We start from the raw sequence: 25650 nt of genomic DNA, 5'->3' as shown, positions 1-25650 counted from the left end.
CAGGCGTGTGGCGTGGCTGCACGTCGCTGCAAGGGGCGGGCCGCCGCTGTGCAGCGGTGCCGTGCACAGGCCACGCCCGCCACGACCGATCACGAGGTGCACGATGCAAACGTCACGTTGCGCGTTGCGGGTGACATTACTGCTGACATTGGCGGCACTGCTGCCCATGTCAGCCCATGCGCAGACCTACCGGCTGTATCTGGCGCCGGACGGCAACGATGCGGCGGCGGGCACCAGCGCAGCGACCGCGTTGCGGAGCCTGGCGGCTGCCCAGCAACGGCTGCTGGAACAGCGGCCGGGCGGTGCGGTGGACGTGGTGATTGCCGCAGGCACGTATCTGCGGCAGTCGGTGCAATGGACCTTCACCAACGGGGCGCCCATTCGCTTCATCGCTGCGCCGGATGCGGCCGCGCCACCGTGGTTCGACGGACGCGGCGGTGCGACCTGGTTCACGCTGAAGGGCGGTGGTGATGCCGCCACCCGGCTGACCTTCGCCGGGTTGAAGGTCAGCAATTACTGGATGGCGATGGACCTGGGCAGCAGCAAGCGCAGCGCCGACGGCAACAGCGGCAACGTCATCCGCAACATGACCTTCGAGCGGATCGGTGGCATCCATGGCAGCAGCAGCGAGGCCGCCTATTCGTTCGCGGCGATCCGCCTGCAGAACTCGCGCGACAACCGCATCGAACGCAATCGTTTCGTGTCCATCGAAAACGACACCCGGACCTCGGGTTTCGTGCACGCCATCTACCTGGCGCGCCACTCCTCCGGCAACCGCATCGAAGGCAATACCTTCACCGAGGTCAACGGCGATGCCGTGCGTACCCGCGATGCCTCCGACAACACCTACGTGGCGACCAACCGTTTTGTCCGGGCCGGCAAGTACGCGGCGTTTTCGGACTGGATCAAGCCCGATGGCGAATGTCCGTCGCAAGGCGGGCAGTTCGTCGACAATACCGTGGGGGCTGGCTATTACGGCGCCATCGCCGCCACCCGCACCAGCGGTGCCGACGATGCCTGCGGTGCGTTGAAACAGCCACGGATCCAGGAGCGCGGGACGCTGCGCGGCGATTGAACGCTGCGATCGCTTGCAACGCGCTAGCCGGCCGCCGCCGCCGGCAGCAGCAAGGTGACGCACAAGCCGCCGTGTTCGCGGTTGTGCAGCGAGATGCGCCCGCCGTGCGCTTCGGCAATCTCGCGGGTGAGCGCAAGCCCGAGCCCGGTGCCATTGCGCTTGGTCGAATAGAACGGCATCAGTGCGTTATGCAGCACGGCCTCGTTCATGCCGTTGCCGCGGTCGAGCACTTCGATCCGCAGCCATTGCGGCACGCGCGTGACGCGGACGGCGACATCGCTGTTGGGCGGCTGCGCTTCGCTGCAGGCCTCGTGCGCGTTCTTGAGCAGGTTGAGCAGCGCCTGCTCGATCTGCGCGGCATCGATGCGGCTGGAGACATCGCTCAGTGCGCCTTGCAGCTGGAACGGAATCTGCTGCCGCAAACGCTCCAGGAACGGCGCCCATTCGATGGTCTGCAATTGCGGCTGCGGCAGCTTGGCAAACCGCGCGTAGCCGCGGATGAAACCTTCCAGATGACGGGCGCGTTCTTCGATGGTTTCGAACACCGTGCCGAGCCGGTCGGTGCGTTCGCGGCGCAGCAACTCGGCGCCGGAATGCGCCAGCGAGGCGATCGGTGCGAGCGAGTTGTTCAATTCATGGCTGATCACGCGGATGACCTTTTTCCAGGTCTGCACTTCCTGGCGCCGCAATTCGGTGGTCAAGGTGCGGATCAGCAACAGCTCGTGGCCGCGTCCATTGAGATGGAAACTGCGGCGTGACAGGTGATAGATCTGCTCGTCGTCTTCGTCATCGCCGTCCTCGCGCACCGCGAACAGGCAATCGCCGCCGCGTGCCAGCGCATCGCGCAGTTCGCCGGGCATGCGCGCGAGCACGTCGTCCAGGTGCTGGCCTTCGAGCTTGCGGCCGTCGTGCAACAGCTTGCGTGCGGCATTGTTGGAGAAACCGATGCGGCGCACGCCATCGCCCCCGGCCACCACCAGCAGCATCGCCACCGGGGTGTTCTGCAACATGGTGTCGAGCATCAGTTCGCGTTGCACCAGGTTGCGCCGCTGCGCGCGCAGCACCTCGCCCAGTTCCGCATGCGCCTGCACCAGTTGCGCCAGTTCGTCGCTGCCGCGCCAGTAGACGCCGAAGTTGTATTCGCCATCGCGGTAGCTGCTGGTGGTGCCGGCCAGGGCGCGGAACAGCGAGCGCATCGGTGCAGTGGCGCGTTGTAGGCTCCACCACATCGTCGCCAGCAGCACGATGGCGGAGATCACCGCCACTTCCCAGCCGCGATCCAGCCAGTACGCGGTGAACCAGGGCAGGGCGGCGGCCAGCACCAGCACCGGCAGCAGGCGCAGGAACAGCGAGAAGGTGAAGGAACGTGGCTGCCACATGCTCAGGCTTACTCCTGGCTGATGCCGTAGCGGTCCATGCGCCGGTACAGCGCCTGCCGGCTCAGCCCCAGCTCGGCGGCGGCCTGGGCGATGACGCCCTGCGCGCGCGCCAGCGCCTGCTCGATCCGGGCGCGATCCGGCTCGCCGGCGGTCGGCGCGGCCGGGCGCGCTGCGGCCGCGCGCGGCAGGTTCAGATCGCCGGCTTCGATGCGCGCACCTTGCGCGAGCAGGGACGCACGTTGCAGCACGTTGCGCAGCTCGCGCACGTTGCCGGGCCAGGCGTGCCGTTGCAAGGCATCGCGTGCCTGCGTGGACAAGGGTTTTTCGCCGGCCAGGAAGTGCTCGGCCAACGGGCCGATATCGCCGGGGCGTTCGGCCAGGGCGGGCAGCGCGATTTCCACCGTGTTGAGGCGGTAGTACAGGTCTTCGCGGAAGCTGCCATCGCGGATCATGGCCTGCAGGTCGGCATTGGTGGCGCTGATCACCCGCACCTTGGCGTGGCGTTCGCGGTTGGAGCCCAGGCGCTCGTAGCGGCCGGTTTCCAGCACGCGCAGCAGCTTCATCTGCCCGGCCAGCGGCAGGTTGCCGATTTCGTCCAGAAACAGCGTGCCGCCATCGGCGGCTTCGAACTTGCCTTCGCGCGCCTTGTTGGCGCCGGTATACGCGCCGGCTTCGGCGCCGAACAGCTCGGCTTCGATCAATTCGCCCGGCAATGCGCCGCAATTGAGCGCAATGAAGGGGCCGTGTTTGGCCGGCGAGTTGGCCTGGATGATCTCGGCGATCTTCTCCTTGCCGCTGCCGTTGGGGCCGGTGATCAGCACCGGCAGATCCGAGCGTGCGACTTGGCAGGCGAGCGCGATCGCGCGTTCGCTGGCGGGGTCGGCGAACACCGCGCCACGCAGGTCGTAACGTTGGGTCAGCTGCTCGCGACCGCGCCGCTCGCGCTCGCGCCGACGTTCCAGCTCGCGGCGCGCTTCGGATAGCTCCAGCAGGTTGTTGACCGTGGTCAGCAGCTTGGTGTCGTCCCAGGGCTTGGCGATGTAGTCGGCCGCACCGGCCTTGACCAGGCCCACCGCGCTGCCCAGGTGGGTCCAGGCGGTGAGCAGGATCACCGGCAAATCTGGGTGGCGCTGACGGATCTGGGTGAACAGCGCTTCGCCTTCCTCGCCGGAGGTGGTGTCGGCGGTGAAGTTCATGTCCTGGATCACCAGATCAAATCCCTGCTCGTCCAGCAGTGCCAACCCGGCCTGCGGCGAGTGCGCATGCCGCGCTTCGATATCGTGCAGCGAGAACAGCACCTCCAGCGCAGTGGCCACGGCGGTGTTGTCGTCGATGATCAGGATCTGCGGCATCGGGAACCTTGTTGGAGTGCGAGGGCGAACGGACGGACGAGGTAGACAGATCGCATCATCGCAGCAGCAGGCAGGATTGTCGTGCCGGCATCCGGCAGGCCGGGCGCCTCATGCACTGCGTGTCGCAATCGCCGGGGCCACTGCCGCAGCGCGTCGTGCAGGCCACAGCACCGCAAGCTGGCCGAGCAGCAGCACGGTCACCGCACCGGCGGGTAAGTAAAGTGGCGGCAGGGGCACCGCGTCGTAACGGAGCATCAGCCATTGGTTGAGCAGCACGGCCAACAGCATGCCCAGGGCGCTGCCGCTGCCGACGATCAGCAGGTTTTCCGCCTGGAAGTAACGCAGGATATCGCCACGGGTTGCACCAATGGCGCGACGGATGCCGATCTGTCGCGTCCGCTGCTCGACCCAGAAACTGGCCAGTCCTCCGATGCCCAGGGCGGTGACAAACAGCAGGCCCGTGGTCGCCGCGAGCAACAGGCCGATCATCGTCGTATCGCGTTGGAAATAGCGTGCGCGTATCTGCGCAAAACTGCGTTGCTTGTCGCCCGGGACCATCCGCAACGGGCCTGATCCGGCCAGCACGCCGGCCACCTGCGCCAGCACGCGACCGCGGTCCTCCGGCGCGCTGCGCAATAGATAGTGCGTCTGATTGCCGCTGGGGAGTTGCGGCGACAAGGCCACCAGATGATCAAGCTCGGGCTTGCGCAGCCTTGGCCGCAGCAGGTCCTCCACCACGCCGACGACGGTGCTTTGGCTGTCCCATCCGTACAGCGTTTTGCCAACGGCCAGCTGATCTGGCCAGAGTTGCTGCGCCAGCGAGCGGGTGACGATGATCGCGCCCGGCGTGGCGCCGGAATACTCATCCGGTCGAAAATCGCGGCCGGCGATCAGGCGTGCGCCCATGGCCTGCACGAAGCCGGGCGAGCCGGTGTAGTAGCTGGCGTCGACGCAGCCGGCAGCGCCGCTGGATCGCAGTGCGATTGCGCGCTCCAGTGCGCGTTGATCGGCACAGATGCCGCTGTCGTCGGCGCCACCCGACAACGGCAGCGTCGCTCCGATTGCGGTGGCTGCCGTGACCCCGGGAATGCCGCGCAGCGCGATCAGGTCCGCCTGCCATTGCGCTGGCGCATCGGCCTTGGCGTGCAGGCCGCGAACGGTGACCAGCGATACTTCGTCTTCGGGCAAGCCGGTCGCCGTGCGTAGTCTGTCGATCCGGTCGCCGATCAGGAATACCGCATTGGTGACGAATGCACAGGTCAGCGCCACCTGCAGGGCCAACAGCCCGGCGGTGAGGCGGTGGTGTCCCAAGCTGGAAAGAATCGGGCGAAGTGGCAGGCGCATCTCAGAGGTCCTTGACCTGCAGGGCCGGGTTGATGCGGCTGGCCCGCCAGGCCGGCAGCAGTCCTGCAAGCAGTGCGGCGACGATGGCAAGCGCCACGGTGGTCAGCAGCATGGGTGCATCCAGGTGCGCCAGCGCGGCATAGTCGTCGGGCCGCTGGCGCACGCTCCAGAGCCCCACTTCGGCGATCGCGGTCCCCAGCAGGCCGCCCACGACGCCGATCAGTGCTGCTTCGGTGCCGAACTGCAACATCACGTGGCCGCGGCGCGCGCCAAGTGCGCGGCGCACGCCAATCTCGCCACGGCGGCGCAGGAATTTCGCCAGCAACAACGCAATCACGTTGATCAGGCAGATCCACAGAAACCCCAAGGCCAGCAGCGTCTGCAGGCGCAGGTCGTTGGGCACCATCTGCAGGTGTTTCAGCCAGTCCATCAGCGAATACAGTCGTGCCGTCTGCGGTGGCCGCTGAAAGCGCCCGCTGGCGTGTTGGGTCGCAGCATAGTCGTAGAGAAAACGCTCGTATGCGGCCACCTGTTGCGGGGTATCCAGTTGCACCCAGAACTGCAGCCAGCTGGTGGATGGGTTGTGGAGTTGCCTGACGCCGCTGTCGCTGCGCGTCTCCCAACTGCTGATGCTGGTGCCGGCGTCCAGTTCAAGCTCCATCGCGGTCGAGAGCGGCAGAAAGAAATCGTCCTGGTCGCCAAACGCGCCCTTGCGGCTTGGGTCGGCATAGAAGAGCGGTTGCGGATTCCATTTGCCAAGGACGCCAATAACGCGAAGACCGATGCGCTGCTCGCCGACGGCGACGGTCTGGCCGATTGGATCGCGTGAACCGAACAAGGTGTTTGCAAGCTGCTGGCTCAACACGATCACGCGCGCGTGGTTCTGGTCGTCCTGCCCGCTCCAGCCGCTCCCACGTTGCAGCGGGATGCCGAACAGCGCAAAGAACCCTGCAGTGGCGTAGCGGCCGTTGAGGTCGAGTGGGGCTGTGGCGGCCTGTGCGGGCCAGATCAGCGCTTGCCCGCTCGCCATTGCCGCTTGATGGACGGCCGGCCCTGCACGTAGCAGGGCCATCGCATCTGGCCAGGTCAGATTGTCCGACGGGTCGCCCCATTCCCGCGTGCGTGGAAGGTCCAGGGGCAGCGGATCCAGATGCGGGGTGTAGAGCAGCTGGCTTCTGCCTGGCAACGGGTCGCGCGACATGACATGCAGGACCGTCAGCATGGTCATGCTCGCACCGACGCCCAGACCGATTGCCAATACCACCAGGGTGCTGGCAATCGGGGTGCGCAACAGGCTGCGCCAGGCCAGTTGCAGGCAGTAACGCAACATCAGCGGACGTCTTTGCGGGGTTCGATCGGCATCTGTGTCACCTCACGCGCTGCGCGTTGCCACTGCCGGCGGCACCAGCGCGGCGCGCCGGGCGGGCCAGAACACGGCGATCTGGCCCAGCGCCCAGAGCAATAGCGCGCCGATCGGCAGATACAGCACCGGCAGGCGTGGCAACTCGTAGCGGTCCATCAGCCAGATGTTGATGGAGTACGCCAGCAACATGCCGAGCACGATGCCGACCGAGGCCAGCAGGAAGTTCTCGATCTGGAAGTAGCGCAGGATCTGCCCGCGTGTAGCGCCCAGTGCGCGACGGATGCCGATCTGCTTGGTGCGTTGCTGCACCCAGAAGCTGGCCAGGCCGACGATGCCCAGTGCGGTGACGATCAGCAGTGCGATACAGACCGCGCCAAGTAGCCACACCATTGCGCGATCATTCTCGAAATATTCCGTCCGAATGTCGCTGTACGTCTCTTGTTTCAGGACCAGCCGGCTATTGTCTAATTTCATCAGCGCAGCGACGGCAGATTGCAGCACTTCTGCCCGCCGCGTTGGGTCGGTGACACGAATAATGTACTGGCCTGCGGTGTAGTCGATGCGCAGTGGCAGCAACATCGAGTAATTGCTTTGATCAACACCGCCGGCGCTGTTGTTGGTGGGGCGTGCCAGTGTCTGCACGATGCCGATGATGTGGAGTGCGGTATCGCCTGCATAGACTGTCTTTCCCAATGCATTTTGCGAGGGGAATAGCTTGTCGGCCATGCGCTGGGTGATGATCACTGACAGGCCTTTTTGGTCGATGGACCTGTCGTTATTGGCCTGTGCCATATCGATGAATTCGCTTGCGGTGAAATCACGCCCCGCCACCAGTTGCAGGCCAAGCGTGCCGAGGGTGCCTTCGCTGGCCATGTATTGCGCAGCGCTAAGTGTCTGGCGCTCTTGTTCACGCGTCAGAGAGATGCTGCTGTTCCATGAGTAATGCACAAAGGGAATCTGGTTGATGACGACCGCGCTGCGGACACCTGGCAGGCTGCGCAGTGCAGCCAGGTCTTCGCGTGTGCGCGCTTCTGCATTGACCTGGGTGCCGATGCCTCCCAATTGGATGCTGACCAGTTCCGATTCGGCGATGCCGCTGGGTTGCTGCAGCGTCTCGATGCGGTTGCCGATCAAGAACATGGCATTGCAGATGATGGCGCAGGCGAGTGCGATCTCGAGCACGATCAATGCTGCTGCGGTCTTGTGACGGCGCAGGGTGGAAATGATGGGGCGGATGTCCATGGGCGGTACCTTCGGATAAGAGGCCGTGCCCGCCGCCGGGCGGCGGGCCTGGTGGTCAGGACGCTTTGAGCTGTAGCGCGGGCGCAACCTGGATGGCACGCCAGGAGGGCAGCAAGCCGGCCAACAGGCTGGCAACGAGCGCCAATGCGAAGGTGAGCAACAACATCTTCGGATCCAGGTGCGCAAGCTTGGCGTAGTCGACTGGTTGTTGGCGCACGACCCATAACCCCAACCATGCCAGCCCAAGCCCTGCCATGCCGCCTGCAAGTCCGATGGTTCCGGCTTCGACCAGGCATTGCGCAAAGATGGCGCCGCGTGAGGCACCCAGGGCGCGACGCACGCCGATCTCTCCACTGCGGCGCAGGAACTTGGCGAGTAACAACCCTACGGTATTGAGCAGGCACACCAGCAGGAAGCCCATCGCCAGCCACAGCTGCAGTCGGACGTCGCTCGGGACCACTTCCTTGTAGTCCAGCCACTCCATCACGTTGCGCAGGCGGGTATTGTTCGGACGTTCAAAGCGCCCTGCAGCGCGCTGCTGATCGGAGTAGTTATCCAGGTAGGCTTTGTAGTCGCCGGCCTGCGCTGGGTTGTCAAGCTCCACCCAGTACTGCATCCATGTGCAGGATGCGTTGAGCGCTGTCTGATCGCTGTTGTCGTTTTTACCGTAGCAATTCATACCGCCGTAATGGTCCATCTTCAGATCCATTGCGACGGAGAATGGCAGATACACTTGCTCGCTCGAGCCGTAGCTGTTGGTGACATCATAGAAACGTGGGTTGACTTTCCAGTCATTGAGAACACCAACGATACGAAAGGTGTTCTTGTCCATGCGCAGGTCGCGACCGACACTGTTGCTGCCGTCGAATAGTTTGTCGTTGAGTTCCTTGGTGATCACCGCAACGCGTTCGTGGCCCGCGTCGCTACCGGCCGACCAGCCTTGGCCATACAGGAAAGGCGTTTCGAACATCGGGAAGAAATCTGCCGACGTAAAGCGCACTTCCGATTTGAAGGCAGTCATACCGTTCTTGTCGGGCTCGATCGCCACTCTTCCACCGGTCATCAGCGCTTGCCGTTTTGCACGTTTTTCGCGCAGCAGCGTTTCGGCATCGAAGCGAGTGACCTGGTCGCCAGGCTCTTCTCCCGGCTGGTAGCCTGCCTTGGGGTATGGGTCCACCAAGGCGCTGAACAACCGATCGCTCTTTTGCGGAATCGGATCGCCCGACAGCACATAGAACACCGTCAAGGTGGTCATGCTGGCGCCGATGCCCAGCGCGATCGCAAGCACCATCAGTGCGGTCAGTATCTTGTTGCGGCGGAAGCTGCGTAACGCCAGATTGAAGTAGTAGCCGAACATGGGATGTGCCTCTTATTCGGCCAGGGTGGGGGCGCTGTGGCGCGCGCGCATCAGGGCGGGGTTGCGTTCCAGATCGGTGGCCTGGCCGTCGACGATGTGCACGTTGCGCTGCGCGCGTGCGGCCAGTTCCGGGTCGTGGGTGACCATCACGATGGTGGTGCCCTGGCTGTTGATCTCTTCCAGCAGTTCCATCACCCCGCGTGCCATCTGCGAGTCGAGGTTGCCGGTAGGTTCGTCGGCTAGCAGCAGGCGCGGGCTGCCGGCCAGTGCGCGGGCGATGGCAGCACGTTGCTGCTGGCCGCCCGACAGTTCGGTGGGGTAGTGCTTCAGGCGCGAGCCCAGGCCGACCTTGGTCAAGGCCTCTTCGATGCGCTGCTTGCGCTCGGCCGCAGCCATGCCGCGATAACGCAGCGGCACATCGACGTTGTCGAACAGGTTGAGGTCGGGAATCAGGTTGAAGCCCTGGAAGATGAAACCGATCTTGCGGTTGCGCAGGCGCGAACGCGCATCGTCGGACAGATGGCTGACGTCCTCGCCGTCGAGCAGGTACTGCCCGCTGGTGAAGGTCTCCAGCAGCCCGGCCAGGTTGAGGAAGGTGGTCTTGCCCGAGCCGGAGGGGCCGGTGACGGCGACGAATTCGCCTTCGCGCACATGCAGGTCCAGCGAACGCAGTGCATGCGTTTCCACCTGTTCGGTGCGGAAGACCTTGGAGACCGATTGCATCTTGAGCATTGCCGAGTCCTTTGCAAGAGAGGTAGGTGCGGAAGAGATTTAGAGTGGCGACCGCAACGTGGCGCGCGGTCGTCAGGCGTGTGTAAGACTGCGTAGTGGCCGCTTTCTAGTGGACGGTGACGCGTGGCGCATCGCCAAAGTTGTCTGCACCGGAGACCACCACGCGGTCGCCGACCTGCAGCCCGGACAGCACCTGCACCTCGCCCAGGCTGCTGACACCCATGCGCACCGGTCGGCGCACCGCGGTGTTGCCATCCATCACATAGGCGTAGCTGCCGCCGGATTGTTCGACGAACGGGCCGCGCTCGACCTTGAGCACGTTGCGGCGCGTGTCCATCACCACCCGTGCGCTCATGCGCTGGCTCTGGCGCAGGCCCGGCGGCTGCTTGTCGGCAAAGCGGATGCGTGCGGTGACTTCGCCGTTGACCACTTCCGGCGACACCGCCGAGATGGCGCCGGGGAACGGTTCGCCGCTGCCGCTGGTGAGCTGCGCCGGCATGCCGATGGCCAGGTCGCGCGCAAAACTTTCCGGCACCTTGATCTCGACTTCGAACTTGGACAGATCCACCACGCCCAGGATCGGCGCGTTTGCCGCGACCTGGGTGTGCTGCACCGCCTGCACCTGGCCAACCTGGCCATCGAACGGCGACAGCAGCGTGAGCGCATCGACCTGGCGCTGCACTTCGGCCACCACCGCGCGCTGGCGGTCGGCGAGCAGGCGCTTGTTGCGCGAATCCAGGTCTGCCCCCTGGCTCTTCAGCGATGCGTCGCGCTCGGCGTGCTGCAGGTCGATGTCGGTCTTCTTCAAGGTGTCTTGCGCCTTGGCCAGTTCCACCTGCGGCACCGCGCCGCCATCGTAGCCGCGTTGATAGCGCTCCAGGTCGCGCGCGGCAGCCTGCTTGTCGATCTTGGCCTGGTCGGTGAGCTTGCTGGCGTTGGCGCGGGCCAGCGTGGCGTCCAGCCCGGCGCGGCTGGATTCGGCTTCCAGGCCTGCCAGCGTGGCCTGCTCCTGGGCCAGCTTGCTGCGCAGTTCCGGGCTGTCGATGCGCGCCAGCTCCTGGCCCTGCTTGACCACGTCGCCGGCCACCACGCTCAGCGTCACCGTGCCGGCCGAGATGGCGTACAGCACGGGGCTGTTGGCGGCGATGACGCGGCCATCGGCGGCGATGTCGCGCACCAGGTCACCCTGGCTGACGGTGGCGATCCGCACCCGGCTGGCATCGAACGAACGGCTGCCGGCGCTCCACGCGGTGACCGCCCAGCCAATGCCGGCCAGTACCGCGACCACGGCGATGCCGGGCCATAGCCAACGGCGCCAGGGCGCGTGCCCGGCGGGTGTACGGAGAACCTGGTCCTGGGCGGAGGTATCGCGAATCATGGTCGGCTGGCTCGGTGGCGTCACTGCGATAACGCAGGACGTGTGCCAATCTTCAAGTGATTGAAAGCAATCATCTTTATGGGCTGGCGGGCGGTGTCCGCAGTGTCCGCGGACACCGCTGCGGACAGGTTGTCCGGGCATGGTCATGCAGCGGACAAGAGCGGACACGCTAAAATGCCTGGCTTATTCCTCAAGTACCTCAAGGGTTGTCCTATGTGCGGCATTGTCGGAGCGATCGCCGGGCGCGATGTGGTCCCGGTCCTGATCGAGGGACTCAAGCGTCTGGAATACCGTGGCTACGATTCCTCCGGCATCGCCGTGCTCGATGGAGCGCAGATACGTCGCGTGCGCCGCACCGGGCGCGTGGCGGAGATGGCGCAGGCGGCGCAGGCCGAGCAGTTCGGCGCGACGCTGGGCATCGGCCACACCCGCTGGGCCACCCATGGCGGCGTCACCGAGGCCAATGCGCACCCGCACATCAGTGCGGGCGTGGCACTGGTGCACAACGGCATCATCGAAAACCACGAGCAGCAGCGCGAGAAGCTGCGCGCACTCGGCTACACCTTCGAGTCGCAGACCGATACCGAGGTCATCGCGCATCTGATCCATCACCATCTGGGCAGTGCAGGCGACCTGTTGACCGCGCTGCAACGCACCGTCAAGGAACTCACCGGTGCCTATGCGCTGGCGGTGATGAGCCAGGCCGAGCCGGAGCGCTTTGTCTGCGCGCGCATGGGTTGCCCGTTGCTGATCGGTGTGGGCGAGGGCGAGAACTTTGTCGCCTCCGATGTCTCGGCCATCGTGCAGGCCACCCGCCAGGTGATCTTCCTGGAAGAGGGCGACACCGCCGAGTTGCGCCGCGATGGCGTGCGCATCTTCGATGGCAACGACGCGCCGGTCGAGCGCCCGCTGCATCTGTCGGATGTGTCGCTGGCATCGCTGGAACTGGGCCCGTTCCGCCATTTCATGCAGAAGGAAATCCACGAGCAGCCGCGTGCGCTGGCCGATACCATCGAAGCGGCGATCGATGCCAAGGGCTTCCCTGCGTCCCTGTTCGGCCCGAATGCCGAAGCGGTGTTGCGCGACATCGAAGGCGTGCAGATCCTGGCCTGCGGCACCAGCTATTACGCCGGCATGACCGCGCGCTACTGGATCGAGGCGATCGCCGGGCTGCCGTGCAGCGTGGAGATCGCCAGCGAGTACCGCTATCGCGCCGCCTACGCCAACCCGAAACATCTGATCGTCACCATCTCCCAATCCGGTGAAACGCTGGACACGATGGAGGCGCTGAAATACGCCAAATCGCTGGGGCATCTGCACACGCTGTCGATCTGCAACGTGCCCGAAAGCGCCATCCCGCGCGCCAGCGAACTGGTCTGCTACACGCGTGCCGGTGCCGAGATCGGCGTGGCCTCGACCAAGGCGTTCACCACCCAGCTGGCGGTGCTGTTCCAGCTGACCATGGTGCTGGGCAAGTTGCACGGACGCATCGGCGAAGCCGAAGAGGCGGACTATTTGGAGCAACTGCGCTTTCTGCCCGGCAGCGTGCAGCACGCGCTGAATCTGGAGCCGCAGATCATGGCCTGGGCCGAGCGTTTCTCGGTCAAGGAAAACGCACTGTTTCTCGGCCGCGGCCTGCATTACCCGATCGCGCTGGAAGGCGCGCTCAAGCTCAAGGAAATCTCCTATATCCACGCCGAAGCGTATCCGGCCGGCGAGTTGAAGCACGGCCCGCTGGCGCTGGTGGACGCGGCGATGCCGGTGGTGGTGATCGCACCCAATGACCGCCTGCTGGAGAAGGTCAAGTCCAACATGCAGGAGGTGCGTGCACGCGGCGGCGAGCTGTTCGTGTTCGCCGACCAGGACAGCCACTTCAGCGAGTCCGAAGGCGTGCACGTGATCCGTACCCCGCGCCACGCCGGCGTGCTGTCGCCGGTGATCCACACCATTCCGGTGCAGCTGCTGGCGTATCACACCGCACTGGCGCGCGGCACCGATGTGGACAAGCCGCGTAACCTGGCCAAGTCGGTGACGGTGGAGTAGGTAGGCACAGCTGATCGAAGGGCTGCGCTCGGTGCAACGCGAGCGCAGTCGCTGCCAGCTACGGCATCCACCCACGTGCATGGTGGTTCTCCACCGCACCTGCAGACGACTGCCCGCCGCATCTGGCCAGCCTCCCCTTGGTTGCGCCCTGGCATCGGGTGACGGGTGCGGCGGCTTGCGTCGCCATGACCCACAGGTGGAGGGGTCACCGGGTCGTGCCACCGGGTTCAGGGCGCGATCGATGCGGAAGTGATGAAGATTGGCAGACGACCGGTCCGGCTGCCAACGCGATGGCCCAGGTTATGCATACGCTTGCTGCGAGGGTCCCATCACGCAGGAGGACGTATGCACGAGTCTTTCAAACAGGGCGCGCCGGCCGAGTTGTGGCAGGCGTTGGTACGTGAGGCCGGGCAGCGGATCGCACATCCGCTGGACGAATCGCGCGAGCACTATCTGGTGTTCGTGCTGCTGCGCCTGCAGCGCGATGCGCAGCTGGTCTCGCGCACCCAGGCGCTGGCCTGGCTGCACGCGCAGGACCAGACCGGCAGTCTGCGGGCGGATGCATTGCGCGACATCGGAGATCAATGCCTGCTGATTGCAGGCCTGTTTCCCGGGATCGCGCAGCGCCGCCGGCTCAGCGTCGACTACTTCATCGAACTGGGCCGCGGCGCATATTTCGAAGTGGCCGACACGCGCTACAGCGATGCAGGCCTGTTTGCACAGTTGGCCGGAACCTACCGCGAACTGGTCCGCACACTTGCCGCATTGCGCCCGCCGCGCCAGTGGCAGCGCAGTCACGGCGGACTGCTGCATGCGTAGCTAAGCGTCACTTCCGGGGCGGTCCCGACAGATGTGGGGACCGCCCCGACTGCCAAGTGCGCACGATGCGCTCACACTCAGCCCGCAACTGAGCGTTCTAGCCGACTGCGGACCGTTGTCTGATGGACCAAAGCACTGTGCGGTTGATCGCTGTCCGCGCGATCTGACAGTGCCATGTCGCATTGCGTGGGGGACACGCAATGCGACGCTGTTTCCAGGGGAAGGAATCCATGAAAGCGTTTATTGCGGTGGCGGCCTCGGTGCTGAGCGCCGCCGCGATGGCTGGCAAGCTCCCGACAGGCGTCGTGGCGCACGATGGCACCCGCATCTGGGTGCATGGCGCGCGGACACAATGCGTGGGCGGTGGTCTCCGCTGGCGCAGCCTGTTCGCGCGCGGCGTTTGGTGGCAAGTGCCGGTAGCGTAATGCTTGAAATAGTCGGTGCCCGGGAACTCCGGGCACCTTGCCATGCGGTGTTATGCGTTACGCCAGCGGCGTGTTGGAAATGATCTCCACCCAGTAGCCGTCCGGGTCCTTGATGAAGGCCAGGTGCTTCATGCGGCCGTCTTCCAGGCGTTTCTGGTACGGCACGTTGAGGCTGTCGAAACGCGCGCAGGCGGCGTGGATGTCCGGTACCGAGATGCAGATATGGCCGAAGCCGCGTGGGTCGCTGTTGCCGTCGTGGTAGACCGGGCCGTCCTGGGTTTCGGTGCCGTGGTTGTGGGTGAGTTCGAGCACGCCGGGGATGCCGGCCATCCACAGCCGACGCGCGGCATCGTCGTCGGGGATCGCGGTGCCGTCGGGCAGCAGGGCCAGGAAGTACAGGCTGAACTGCGCATCGGCAAAATGGCGCGCATCCAGCAGGCGGAAGCCCAGTACGCGCGTGTAGAAATCCAGCGAACGCTGCGCATCCTTGATGCGCAGCATGGTGTGGTTGAACACGAAGCCGGCGGTGTCGGCAGGTGCGGCGCTGGCGCCGGGGACGTGTTGCAGGTCGGTCAAGGGCATTGTGGTCTCCTCGGTGGAATGTGGTGGCAGGTCGGGCTGCGCTGGGTACCGATGGTAGCGGGGCAGGGGTTGTCGGTATGTCTGCAGGGTGCGCATCGGTGATCTGGCGTCGCGCTCCGATCGATCGCGCGCAACAGCACGACTTGCGCTGGTCAAGCGCGTGGCATGGGCCTGCATTGGAATCCCAATGGCCAGGCCCATGCGCACACCGGCTGTCTCAGAACCAGATGCGCACGCCAGCGACGAACCGGCTGTCGCGTGCAGGCTCATCGTCGATCGCAGCGCGGCGGGCGGTGTCACCGAAACTGCGGCTGTGCACCCAGCCGATATAGGGCGCGAAGCGGCGGGTGATTTCGTAGCGCAGCCGCAGGCCGACCTCGACCTGCTCCAGGCCGCTGTCGACGCCGCGCCGGTCATCATCGGTGAGGGCGATGCTGGCTTCCACGCGCGGTTGCAGGATCAGCCGGTTGGTGAGCAGCACCTCGTACTCGCCCTCCAGCCGCAAGGCTGCGCGGCTGCCACTGCCGACGTAGAGCGTGGCTTCGGTCTCGAACTTGTAGGGTGCCAGTCCCTGCACGCCGAAGGCGGCCCAGCTGCGATGCTCGCCCGCCCCGAGGTCCTGGCGTGCACCGACCAGCAGATCCCACCATGGCGAGATGGCGTGGCCATAGAACGCCTCCACCGATGCGGCCTGCGTGCGCCCGTCCTGCCGCTCGCCTTCGCTGCGCAACCAGAGCCGGTCGATATCGCCACCGATCCAGGCGCGTGCTTCCCAGTCCTGGCCACTGCCACGCGTGGTGTCGAAGGCTTCCAGCCGATCGAGCAGGACGTAGTGATTGATGCCTGGCGCGTGCATCGCATGGTGCTGCAGGGGTGCGAATGCCGCAGCGGTTTCCTCGGCCGTGGGCTCGGGGATCGGCATGCGTGGCACTGCGCTGGCGGTGGGTGATGCCGGTGTTTGCGTGGTTGCTTGGGGATGCGGCGCGTGTTCCATCGCGGCGTGATCCATCGCCCCGTGCTGCGGCTGTCCATGTTGCATCGACGCATGCTCCATGGACGCGTGATTCATCGCGTCGTGGTCGCTGTCTACCTGTGATTGCAGGGTGAGGTCCAGATGTGGATCGGCAGAGGTCTGGTGTGCGGCATGCTGGACATCGGCGTGCTGCATGCCGGCGTGGTGCGTCGATGTCGGCACTGCCGAAACGTCGGCGTGTACCGCGCGTTGCGCAGGCGTGCCGTCAGCAGCGTTTGTCGATGCCGATGCCGATGTGGTGCTGGAGTGCTGCGCGTGGTGCAGATGCGCATGATCCATCTGCATTGCATCTGCGCTCACCTGCGCGGATGACGGCGATGTCTCTGTCGCGATGGACGTCTGCGGCTGGGAAGCCGTCGCCTGCTCAGCCATCTGCAATGCATGCGCGTCATCGGCATGCGCGGATGACGCCATCGCTGCATGCTGATGCTCCTGTGCAGCAGCCGATGCGCTCAGCAGTAGTGCGAGCAGCGCCACGTGTTGCGTATGCAGTGCGCTCATGCCTCCACCCGCACTTCGCGCATCATGCCCGCTTCCATGTGGTACAGCAGATGGCAATGGTAGGCCCAGCGGCCCAGCGCATCGGCGCGGACGCGATAGCTGCGGCGCGTGCCGGGCGGCATGTCGATGGTGTGCTTGCGCACCTGGAAGTTGCCGTCGGCGTCTTCCAGATCGCTCCACATGCCGTGCAGGTGGATGGGGTGCTGCATCATGGTGTCGTTGACCAGCACGATGCGCAGCCGCTCGCCGTACTGCAGCCGCAAGGGCTCTGCCGAGGCGAAAGCGATGCCGTCGAACGACCAGGCGAATTTCTCCATATGCCCGGTCAGATGCAGTTCGATCTCGCGCCCGGGCTCACGGCCGTCCGGATCCTCGAACAGGCTGTGCAGGTCGGCGTAGCACAGCACCCGGCGGCCGTTGTCGCGCAGGCCAACGCCGGGGTCGTCCAGGCGCGGCGCGGTGGCATTGCTGTGCATGTCGATCAAGGGATTGCCATCTTCGCTGGCAGGGTGGCGTGGCGTCTTGTCGTGCGCATCCGCCGGGGCAGCGTCATGCGTGTGCATGGAATGCCCCGCATGCGCGGCCTGCATCCCGGCGGCGCCGTGCATCGGCGGTACCGCATGGTGCATGCCATCGCCGTGCCCCATGTCCTGCATGGTCAAGATCGCGCGCGGGTCCAGCGCAGGAATCGGCGCCTGCAACCCATGCCGCACCGCCAGCGTGCCGCAGGCGAAACCGGTGCGGCCCATGTCCTGCGCGAACAACGTAAACGCATCCTGGCCGATCGGTTCGACCAGCACGTCGAAGGTTTCGGCCGCCGCGATGCGCAGCTCGTCCACGCTGACCGGATGCACGTACTGGCCGTCGGCGGCCACCACGGTCATGCGCAGGCCGGGGATGCGGATGTCGAAATAGGTCATCGACGAGCCGTTGATGAAACGCAGCAGCACCTTCTCGCCGGGTCTGAACACCCCGGTCCAGTTGCCGGCCGGGGAGACGCCATTGAGCAGGTAGGTATAGGTGTTGGCGTTGACGTCGGAAAGGTCGGTCGGGGTCATGCGCATGCGCCCCCACATGCCGTGATCGGCCAGTGTCGCGCGCAAGCCGTCGTCGCGCGCATCGCGCAGGAAATCGCCCACCGTGCGCTGCGCGTAGTTGTCGTGGCTGGGCATCTGCTTGAGCCGCCGGAACAGCGCGGCCGGGTCCAGGTCGGTCCAGTCCGAGAGCAGCACCACATGCTCGCGGTCGTGCCGATACGGCGGCGGCGTTAGCGGGTCGATGACGATCGCGCCATACAAGCCAGCCTGCTCCTGAAACATCGAATGGCTGTGATACCAGTAAGTGCCGGACTGGCGCAGCGCGAAGCGGTAGTCGTATTCCTGGCCCGGCGCGATGCCGTCGAAACTCATTCCCGGCACGCCATCCATGTTGGCCGGCAGCAACAGGCCGTGCCAGTGCACCGAGGTGGGTTGGTCGGCCAGCGCATTGCGCACGCGCACGCTGACCGTGTCGCCCTCGCGCCAGCGCAGCGTGGGCGCCGGCAGGCTCTGGTTGACGGTGATGGCGCTGCGCGTGCGCCCGGTGAGGTTGACCGGCATGCGGCCGATCTGCAGCGATTGGCTACTGCCACGCAACTCGGGCGTCGCCGGGGGGGCGGCACGTGCAGCGCCGCGCCACAGCCCGCCAGTGGCGGCAATGCCGCCCAGGGCAAGGCCTTGCACGAAGCGGCGTCGGCTCAGGCCCCCATTGGAGGGTGGATCGAAAGAAGTTGGATCGAAAGACATGACATCTCCACTGCGGCCCACCACTGAAGGCGGGCGCATGCATCGCTGGGAAACCCACGCAACACGCGCGCGGGACCGAGGACGGCCAAGGCCGTCAGCGCTCAGGCGATGGGAGGTCGAACCGGTTGCTCGGGCACCGGGCTGCCGCGTCCCTCGGCCAGGGTGGCAGGCAGCGTGGGGCGGCCAGGCAGGCCGGCGGGCACCGCAGGCAGGGTCAGCAGGGCGAGGCTGCAGTGCTGCAAGCAATCGCAGCTGCCCAGCTTGCAGCAGTCGGCCGCGTGCGCGTGCCTGGCCTGGTCCGGGGTATGCGCCGCAGCGAGTGGCTGCGTGTCCTCATGGCACGGCAGCGCGGTTGGCATCGACGCGTGCGCCATCGCGGGGGACGACCCCGCCCCAGCCGAGGCCATGGCCGGCAGCGCCATGCCCACCGACGCCCAGGCGCCGGTGGCCGTATTGGCAACCAGGCACAGGCACAGCAGCAGGCGGAGCAGGCAACGCAGCACGGGCAGTCAGGGCGGCGGACAGGTGCGGCCAGCATAGCACCGGCGCCCAGCTGTCCGCCCGATGACCCGCCCGCCGTGGCCGCGCGCCATGCAGCGGTAGAATTGGCGCTTCCTTCGCCGCACAGTCCTGCCATGTCGCAGCGCCAGTGGGTGGCCGCCGCCATCCAGAAGATCGAGGCCGATTTCAACCGTTCGGCCGACACCCATCTGATTCCGATGGACCTGCCGGGCTTTCCGGGCATCGACCTGTATTTCAAGGACGAGTCCAGCCACCCGACCGGCAGCCTCAAGCACCGGCTGGCGCGCTCGCTGTTTTTGTATGCGCTGACCAACGGCTGGCTGCGTGCGGGGCGGCCGGTGATCGAGGCGTCCAGTGGCTCGACCGCCATCTCCGAGGCCTATTTCGCGCGGCTGCTGGGTGTGCCCTTCATCGCGGTGATGCCGGCGTCGACCTCGCCGGAAAAGATCGCCGCGATCCAGTTCCAGGGCGGCCGCTGCCACCTGGTCGAGCGTGCCTACGATCTGGACAGTGCCTCGCACCAGCTCGCACGCGAGACCGGCGGCCATTTCATGGACCAGTTCACCTACGCCGAGCGCGCCACCGACTGGCGCGCCAACAACAACATCGCCGAATCGATCTTCAAGCAACTGGCCGAGGAGCCGCATCCGATTCCCGACTGGATCGTCTGCAGCCCCGGCACCGGCGGTACCAGCGCCACGCTGGGCCGCTATGTGCGCTATCGGCGCCATGCCACCCGCATCCTGTGCGCCGACCCGGAAGTGTCGGTGTTCTTCGACGGTTATTGCCGCGCGGTGGACGGGCAGTGCCCCAAGGAGCTGGCCATCACCGGCGGCTCGCGCATCGAAGGCATCGGCCGCCCGCGGGTGGAGTCCAGCTTCATCGCCAGCTGCGTGGACATGATGATCAAGGTGCCCGACGCCCTGAGCCTGGCGGCGATGCGCCATGTCAGCGCCACGCTCGGCCGCCGCGTCGGTGGTTCCACCGGCACCAACTTCGTCGGCGTGCTGCAGGCCGCCCAGCGCATGCGCCAGGCCGGCCGCAGCGGCTCCATCGTCACCATCCTGTGCGATGCCGGCGAGCGCTACGCGCACAGCTACTACGACCCGGCCTGGTACGCGGCGCGCGAGATCGACGTCACCGACAGCGATGCGGCCATTGCCATCGCCGTCAACGGCGGCGACTTGCCGGCGCTGCCTTGTGCAGCGCTGGAATGACCGCCATATCCTGCACGCCGCCGGCAAAACCGTTGCGTATCGCAACCTCTGCCAGCACCTCATCCTGATTCCTGATCCAGTCCACTGCCGGAGCGCCCCATGACCAACCCGCTGCTCGACCTGTCCGGACTGCCGTCCTTCGATGCGATCCGCCCCGAGCACGTGGGCCCGGCGATCGATCAACTGCTGGCCGACGCCGAGGCCGCAGTGAAAGCGGCCGAGCAGGTCAGCCCGGTCAGCTGGGACAGCTTCGTGGTGCCGCTGGACGATGCCACCGAGCGGCTGTGGCGCGCCTGGGGCCAGGTCGGCCATCTGCAGGCGGTGGTCAACACGCCGGAGCTGCGCGAGGCCTACAACAGCAACCTGCCCAAGCTCAGCCGCTTCGGCAGTGCGCTGGCGCAGAACCTGGCGCTGTACGCGCAGTACAAGGCGCTGGCCGACGCGCCGGAAGCGGCGCACTACGACGCCGCGCGGCGCAAGGTGCTGGAAAACGCGCTGCGCGATTTCCGCCTCGGCGGTGCCGAGCTGGATGACGCGTCCAAGGCCCGGTTTGCGCAGGTCCAGGAAGAACTGTCCGCGCTGGCCGCCAAGTTTTCGCAGAACGTGCTCGATGCCACCGATGCATGGTCGTACGTGAGCGAAGACGAAAGCGAGCTGTCCGGCCTGCCCGCCGAAGTGGTCGCCGCGGCACGCGCGGCTGCCGAAAAGGACGGCGTGCCGGGCTGGAAGCTCACCTTGCAGATGCCGTGCTACCTGCCGGTGCAGACCGATGCGGACAATCGCGAACTGCGCGCGCGGCTGTATCGCGCCAACGCCGAGCGCGCCTCCGAGTTCGGCGATGCGGCGCTGGACAACAGCGCCAATATCGATCGTATTCTGGCCCTGCGCGCCGAGCTGGCGCAGCTGCTCGGGTTTGCCAGTTACGCGGAGTATTCGGTCGCCACCAAGATGGCGCAAAGCCCGGACGAAGTGATGGGCTTCCTGCGCGATCTGGCGGTGCGCGCCAAGCCGTATGCGCAACGCGATCGCGCCGAACTCGAAGCCTTCGCACGCGATGCGCTGGGCCTGGACGAACTGCAGGCCTGGGATCTGGCCTACGCCAGCGAAAAACTCAAGCAGGCGCGCTACAGCTTCTCCGAGCAGGAGGTGAAGCAGTACTTCACCGAGCCGAAGGTGCTGGCCGGCCTGTTCGATGTGATCCACAGCCTGTATGGCCTGACCGTCAAGCTCGATCGTGCGCCGGTCTGGCATGAGGACGTGCGCTTCTATCGCCTGGAAGATGCGCAGGGCGCGCTGGTCGGCCAGTTCTATCTGGACCTGTACGCGCGCGAAGGCAAGCGGGGCGGCGCATGGATGGACGATTGCCGCAACCGCCGCGACACCGCCAATGGCGTGCAGACGCCGCTGGTGTATCTGGTGTGCAACTTCGGCCGCGGCAGTGGCGATGCCCCGGCCACGTTCCGGCATGGCGAAGTCACCACGCTGTTCCATGAAATGGGCCACGGCTTGCATCAGTTGCTCACGCGCATCGGCGAATTGGGCGTGGCCGGCATCAACGGCGTGGAATGGGACGCGGTTGAGCTGCCCAGCCAGTTCATGGAGAACTTCTGCTGGGAATGGGAGCGCGTGCAGGCGATGACCGCGCACGTGCAGACCGGCGAGCCGCTGCCGCGCAACCTGTTCGATCGGCTGCTGGCCGCGCGTAATTTCCAGAGCGGCATGTTCACCGTGCGCCAGCTGGAATTTGCGTTGTTCGACATGCAGCTGCACAGCAGCTTCGACCCGACCCAGGACAACGTGCTGCAGCTGATCGAGCGCGTGCGCGACGAGGTGGCGGTCAACCGCCCGCCGGCATGGAATCGCTTCCCGCACCAGTTCAGCCACATCTTCGCTGGCGGATACGCGGCCGGTTACTACAGCTACAAGTGGGCCGAAGTGCTCAGCGCCGATGCCTACGCTGCCTTCGAGGAAGCGCCCGAGCAGGTGGCCGACACCGGCGCGCGTTTTCGCCATGAAGTGTTGTCGCGTGGCGGCAGCCGCAGCGCGGCCGACAACTTCCGCGCCTTCCGTGGGCGCGCGCCGAGCATCGATGCGCTGTTGCGGCATAACGGCATGGCCGGCTGAGCCGGGATTGGGGGATCGGGAGCGGGGAGTGCCAAGCGCGCGCTCTCGGCACACCGCCCCCCAAATCCCGGTTCCGCGCGGCGCCTTGCGCCGTGCCACTACACCCGGCCGAACACCAGCGCCGCGTTGGTGCCGCCGAAGCCGAAGCTGTTGGACATCACCGTATTCAACGTGGCGTCACGGGTCTGCCGCAGGATCGGGAAGCCTTCGGCGCGCGGGTCGAGTTCGTCGATATGCGCCGAGCCGGCCATGAAGCCGTCACGCAGCATCAGCAGGCTGTAGATCGCCTCGTGCACGCTGGCGGCGCCCAGCGAATGGCCGGACAGCGCCTTGGTCGAGGACAGGGGCGGCACGTTGTCGCCGAACACCTCGCGCACCGCGCCCAGTTCGGTGACATCGCCCAGTGGCGTGGAGGTGCCATGGGTGTTGAGGTAGTCGATCGGCTGCGTCAGGCCGTGCATGGCCATGTGCATGCAGCGCACCGCACCTTCGCCGCTGGGCGCGACCATGTCGGCGCCATCGGAGGTCACGCCATAACCGAGCAATTCGGCATGGATGTGCGCGCCGCGCGCGATGGCGTGGTCGTAGTCCTCCAGCACCAGCATGCCACCGCCGCTGCCGATGACGAAGCCATCGCGCTGCGCATCGTAGGGGCGCGAGGCCACCGCCGGGCGGTCGTTGAAGCCGGTGGACAACGCGCCCATCGCATCGAACATCACGCTCATGGTCCAGTGCAGTTCTTCGCCGCCGCCGGCGAACATCACATCCTGCGCGCCATGCCGGATCAGATCGGCCGCCGCACCAATGCAATGCGCCGAGGTCGCGCAGGCGGCCGACAGCGAATAGCTCAGGCCGCGGATCTTGAACGCGGTTGCCAACGAGGCCGAGACCGACGAGCACATCGTGCGCGGCACCATGTACGGGCCGACCTTGCGCACGCCGCGGTTGCGCAGCAGATCGGCGGTTTCCACCTGCCACTGGCTGGACCCGCCACCGGAGCCGGCAATCAGGCCGGTGCGCAGGTCGCTGACCTGCTCGGCATCCAGTCCGGCATCGGCGATCGCATCGCGCATGGCCAGATAGGCGTAGGCCGAGGCATCGCCCATGAAGCGTTTGAGCTTGCGGTCGATCAGGCTGTCCAGATCCAGCGCCACCGCGCCGCCCACCTGGCTGCGCAGGCCGGCCTCGGCATGATCGGGCAATGCGGTGATGCCCGAGCGGCTCTCGCGCAAGGCGCTGGAAACGGTGTCCAGATCATTGCCCAGACAGGACGTGATGCCCATTCCGGTGACGACGACACGACGCATCAGAAATTCTCCGTTGAGGTGAACATGCCCACGCGCAGGTCGTTGGCCGTGTAGATTTCGCGCCCGTCCACCAACATGCGTGCATCGCTCTGCGCCATCACCAGCTTGCGGTTGATCACGCGGCTGACATCGATTTCGTAACTGACCAGTTTGGCGCTGGGCAACACCTGGCCGGTGAACTTGACCTCGCCGCAGCCCAGCGCGCGGCCGCGGCCTGCGGCGCCGATCCAGGTGAGGAAGAAGCCGGTCAGCTGCCACATCGCGTCCAGGCCCAGGCAGCCGGGCATCACCGGGTCGTCGATGAAATGGCAGCCGAAGAACCACAGGTCCGGGCGCACGTCGAGTTCGGCGCGGATCACGCCCTTGCCGTGCGCGCCGCCGCTGTCGCTGATCTCGGTGATGCGGTCGAACATCAGCATCGGATCGTTGGGCAGGCGGGCACTGTCGGGCCCGAACAATTCCCCGCGCGCGCTGGCCAGCAGCTGGTCGCGCGAGTACGCACTTTGACGAGTCATGACGAACGTTTCCTGCAAGAAGCGAAAGGCGAGGCGGGCAAGGGTGCATGAGGGCGCGCGGTTCAATCAAACGTTTTATCCGTACGCATGCGTGCTGTTTTCAGCCGCGCGCGCAGTGCGGCAAGCGCGTTGTGCCGACACTAGCGAGCGCAGGCGACGGCCTCCGGCCAAGCGCGGTCAGGCGTGCGTACTCGGGGCGGGACGCTGGGAAAAAGACGCAGCTGCGCGTCCTGCCGACGCTTGCGTCCGTTCGTGCCCGGGCTGCCGCCCTGACCCGGCGCAAGGCGTGAGACGCGGCTGATTTATCATTGCCGGTACGCTTTCGGAGAGATGCCAGCTTGATGCGCAAGATCGTGCACGTGGACATGGATGCGTTCTACGCGTCCGTGGAGCAACGTGACGACCCATCGCTGCGCGGCAAGCCGGTGGTGGTGGCCTGGCGCGGTGCGCGCTCGGTGGTGTGCGCGGCCTCGTACGAAGCGCGCACCTATGGCATTCGTTCGGCCATGCCGGCGCTGCGTGCCGAGCGCCTGTGTCCAGATGCGGTGTTCGTGCCGCCGGATTTCGCGCGCTACAAGGCGGTGTCGCGGCAGGTGCGCGAGATCTTTCATCGCCACACCGACCTGGTCGAGCCGCTGTCCCTGGACGAAGCCTATCTGGACGTCACGCAGGCCAAGACCGGCATGCAGCTGGCCACCGAAATCGCGCAGCTGATCCGCACCCAGATCCGCGAGGAAACCCGGCTCACCGCATCGGCCGGCATCGCACCGAACAAGTTCCTGGCCAAGATCGCCTCGGACTGGCGCAAGCCCGATGGGCAGTTCGTCATCGCGCCCAGTCGCGTGGATGCGTTCCTGCTGCCGCTGCCGGTCAACCGCATTCCCGGCGTGGGCAAGGTGATGGATGGCAAGCTGGCGGCGTTGGGCATCGTCACCGTGGCCGATCTGCGGCTGCGCCCCCTGGAAGAACTGCAGGCCCATTTCGGCAGCTTCGGGCAGAGCCTGTACCGGCGCGCGCGCGGCATCGACGAACGCCCGGTCGAGCCGGATCAGGAGGTGCAGTCGGTGTCCTCGGAAGATACCTTCAGCGAGGACATCGCATTGGAGGCACTGGATCCGCACATCCTGCGCCTGGCCGAGAAGACCTGGCTGGCCACGCGCCGCACCGAGCGTATCGGGCGCACCGTGGTGCTCAAGTTGAAGACCTCCAACTTTCGCATCCTGACCCGTTCCTACACGCCGGATCAGCCACCGGCCTCGCTGGAGGCATTGGCGGAGATCGCGCTGGCGCTGACCCGGCGCGTGGAGTTGCCCGACGACACACGCTATCGCCTGGTCGGTGTGGGCTTGAGTGGTTTCAGCGACGCAGAAGCGGGCGCGGTACAAGGCGAGTTGTTCGGCGAGATGCCGCAGGCACAGTGAGTGCGCGTGCCGTACCCGCGTTGCTGCGGGCGTGGCGTGCAGCGTGCAGCGATGACGGCAGCCACGCGCGCCTGCGCACCTGCATCGGCGCCTGCATCGAACATCTGAGGCGCGCCACGGTGACGCGCCCTGAAT

20 protein-coding genes are annotated in these 25650 nt (G+C 66.1%); 6 read left to right on the top strand and 14 right to left on the bottom strand.

The annotated features are described in order from the left end of the window. Window positions 1–166: 166 nt before the first annotated feature. A complete protein-coding gene (locus tag H7A86_RS17250) occupies window positions 167–1075 on the top strand; it encodes a NosD domain-containing protein (RefSeq protein ID WP_425509725.1) in 909 nt (302 codons plus the stop codon). A gap of 23 nt (window positions 1076–1098) precedes the next feature. On the opposite strand, the gene H7A86_RS17245 is transcribed toward H7A86_RS17250, so the two are convergent. The 8 genes from H7A86_RS17245 to H7A86_RS17210 form a co-directional block, all read right to left on the bottom strand. After that, a complete protein-coding gene (locus H7A86_RS17245; RefSeq protein ID WP_104649359.1) occupies window positions 1099–2454 on the bottom strand; it encodes a sensor histidine kinase in 1356 nt (451 codons plus the stop codon). Between the two features lie 8 nt (window positions 2455–2462). Next, window positions 2463–3806 (bottom strand): sigma-54-dependent transcriptional regulator, encoded by a 1344-nt coding sequence (locus H7A86_RS17240; RefSeq protein WP_119131766.1) that lies wholly within the window; start codon window positions 3804–3806, stop codon window positions 2463–2465. 108 nt (window positions 3807–3914) lie between these two features. Then, window positions 3915–5150, bottom strand: a complete 1236-nt coding sequence (locus H7A86_RS17235) for an ABC transporter permease (protein WP_119131767.1) — start codon at window positions 5148–5150, stop codon at window positions 3915–3917. 1 nt (window position 5151) lies between these two features. Then, window positions 5152–6480, bottom strand: a complete 1329-nt coding sequence (locus H7A86_RS17230) for an ABC transporter permease (protein ID WP_119131768.1) — start codon at window positions 6478–6480, stop codon at window positions 5152–5154. A 42-nt stretch (window positions 6481–6522) separates the two neighbouring features. Then, on the bottom strand, window positions 6523–7755 hold the full coding sequence (locus H7A86_RS17225; protein WP_104583257.1) for an ABC transporter permease: 1233 nt from the start codon (window positions 7753–7755) through the stop codon (window positions 6523–6525). Window positions 7756–7810: 55 nt separating this feature from the next. Beyond that, window positions 7811–9112, bottom strand: a complete 1302-nt coding sequence (locus tag H7A86_RS17220) for an ABC transporter permease (RefSeq protein WP_119131769.1) — start codon at window positions 9110–9112, stop codon at window positions 7811–7813. Window positions 9113–9124: 12 nt separating this feature from the next. Next, on the bottom strand, window positions 9125–9844 hold the full coding sequence (locus H7A86_RS17215; RefSeq protein ID WP_104583259.1) for an ABC transporter ATP-binding protein: 720 nt from the start codon (window positions 9842–9844) through the stop codon (window positions 9125–9127). 106 nt (window positions 9845–9950) lie between these two features. Beyond that, complete coding sequence (locus tag H7A86_RS17210) at window positions 9951–11222, bottom strand: efflux RND transporter periplasmic adaptor subunit (RefSeq protein ID WP_104583260.1); 1272 nt, start codon at window positions 11220–11222, stop codon at window positions 9951–9953. A 213-nt stretch (window positions 11223–11435) separates the two neighbouring features. On the opposite strand from H7A86_RS17210, the gene glmS reads away from it, so the two are divergent. Further along, entirely contained in the window at window positions 11436–13265 is a 1830-nt protein-coding gene (gene glmS, locus H7A86_RS17205) for a glutamine--fructose-6-phosphate transaminase (isomerizing) (RefSeq protein WP_119131770.1), read from the top strand. 345 nt (window positions 13266–13610) lie between these two features. Continuing rightward, window positions 13611–14084, top strand: coding sequence for a hypothetical protein (locus H7A86_RS17200; RefSeq protein WP_104649366.1), 474 nt, complete (start codon window positions 13611–13613; stop codon window positions 14082–14084). Window positions 14085–14566: 482 nt separating this feature from the next. On the opposite strand, the gene gloA is transcribed toward H7A86_RS17200, so the two are convergent. The 4 genes from gloA to H7A86_RS17180 form a co-directional block, all read right to left on the bottom strand. Next, the gene (gene gloA / locus H7A86_RS17195) at window positions 14567–15091 is read right to left on the bottom strand and encodes a lactoylglutathione lyase (RefSeq protein ID WP_104583264.1); all 525 of its coding nucleotides are present in this window, start codon (window positions 15089–15091) and stop codon (window positions 14567–14569) included. Window positions 15092–15308: 217 nt separating this feature from the next. Beyond that, window positions 15309–16403: a copper resistance protein B gene (locus H7A86_RS17190; protein ID WP_232099123.1), complete on the bottom strand. Its 1095-nt coding sequence runs from the start codon at window positions 16401–16403 to the stop codon at window positions 15309–15311. 218 nt (window positions 16404–16621) lie between these two features. Continuing rightward, window positions 16622–18430: a copper resistance system multicopper oxidase gene (locus tag H7A86_RS17185; RefSeq protein WP_180708171.1), complete on the bottom strand. Its 1809-nt coding sequence runs from the start codon at window positions 18428–18430 to the stop codon at window positions 16622–16624. Window positions 18431–18510: 80 nt separating this feature from the next. Continuing rightward, window positions 18511–18912, bottom strand: coding sequence for a CopL family metal-binding regulatory protein (locus H7A86_RS17180; protein WP_119131773.1), 402 nt, complete (start codon window positions 18910–18912; stop codon window positions 18511–18513). 132 nt (window positions 18913–19044) lie between these two features. Here H7A86_RS17180 and H7A86_RS17175 point away from each other — a divergent pair, with 132 nt between their 5' ends. Together H7A86_RS17175 and H7A86_RS17170 are read left to right on the top strand one after the other, a co-directional pair. Further along, window positions 19045–20148, top strand: a complete 1104-nt coding sequence (locus H7A86_RS17175; protein ID WP_119131774.1) for a PLP-dependent cysteine synthase family protein — start codon at window positions 19045–19047, stop codon at window positions 20146–20148. A gap of 99 nt (window positions 20149–20247) precedes the next feature. Further along, window positions 20248–22272 (top strand): M3 family metallopeptidase, encoded by a 2025-nt coding sequence (locus tag H7A86_RS17170; RefSeq protein WP_119131775.1) that lies wholly within the window; start codon window positions 20248–20250, stop codon window positions 22270–22272. Between the two features lie 98 nt (window positions 22273–22370). Here H7A86_RS17170 and fabB read toward each other — a convergent pair whose 3' ends face one another. Then, window positions 22371–23579, bottom strand: coding sequence for a beta-ketoacyl-ACP synthase I (gene fabB / locus H7A86_RS17165; protein WP_104649373.1), 1209 nt, complete (start codon window positions 23577–23579; stop codon window positions 22371–22373). After that, a complete protein-coding gene (fabA, locus tag H7A86_RS17160) occupies window positions 23579–24094 on the bottom strand; it encodes a 3-hydroxyacyl-[acyl-carrier-protein] dehydratase FabA (RefSeq protein WP_104649437.1) in 516 nt (171 codons plus the stop codon). The genes fabB and fabA overlap by 1 nt, the downstream gene beginning before the upstream one ends. A gap of 341 nt (window positions 24095–24435) precedes the next feature. Between fabA and dinB the strand changes: the two genes are divergently transcribed. Next, window positions 24436–25515, top strand: coding sequence for a DNA polymerase IV (gene dinB, locus H7A86_RS17155; protein ID WP_104583272.1), 1080 nt, complete (start codon window positions 24436–24438; stop codon window positions 25513–25515). Window positions 25516–25650: the final 135 nt, after the last annotated feature.

It is taken from the genome of Xanthomonas euroxanthea (genome assembly GCF_903989455.1).
In the GTDB taxonomy this organism is placed as follows: domain Bacteria; phylum Pseudomonadota; class Gammaproteobacteria; order Xanthomonadales; family Xanthomonadaceae; genus Xanthomonas; species Xanthomonas euroxanthea.
This window is presented reverse-complemented; position numbering and strand designations above follow the sequence as displayed.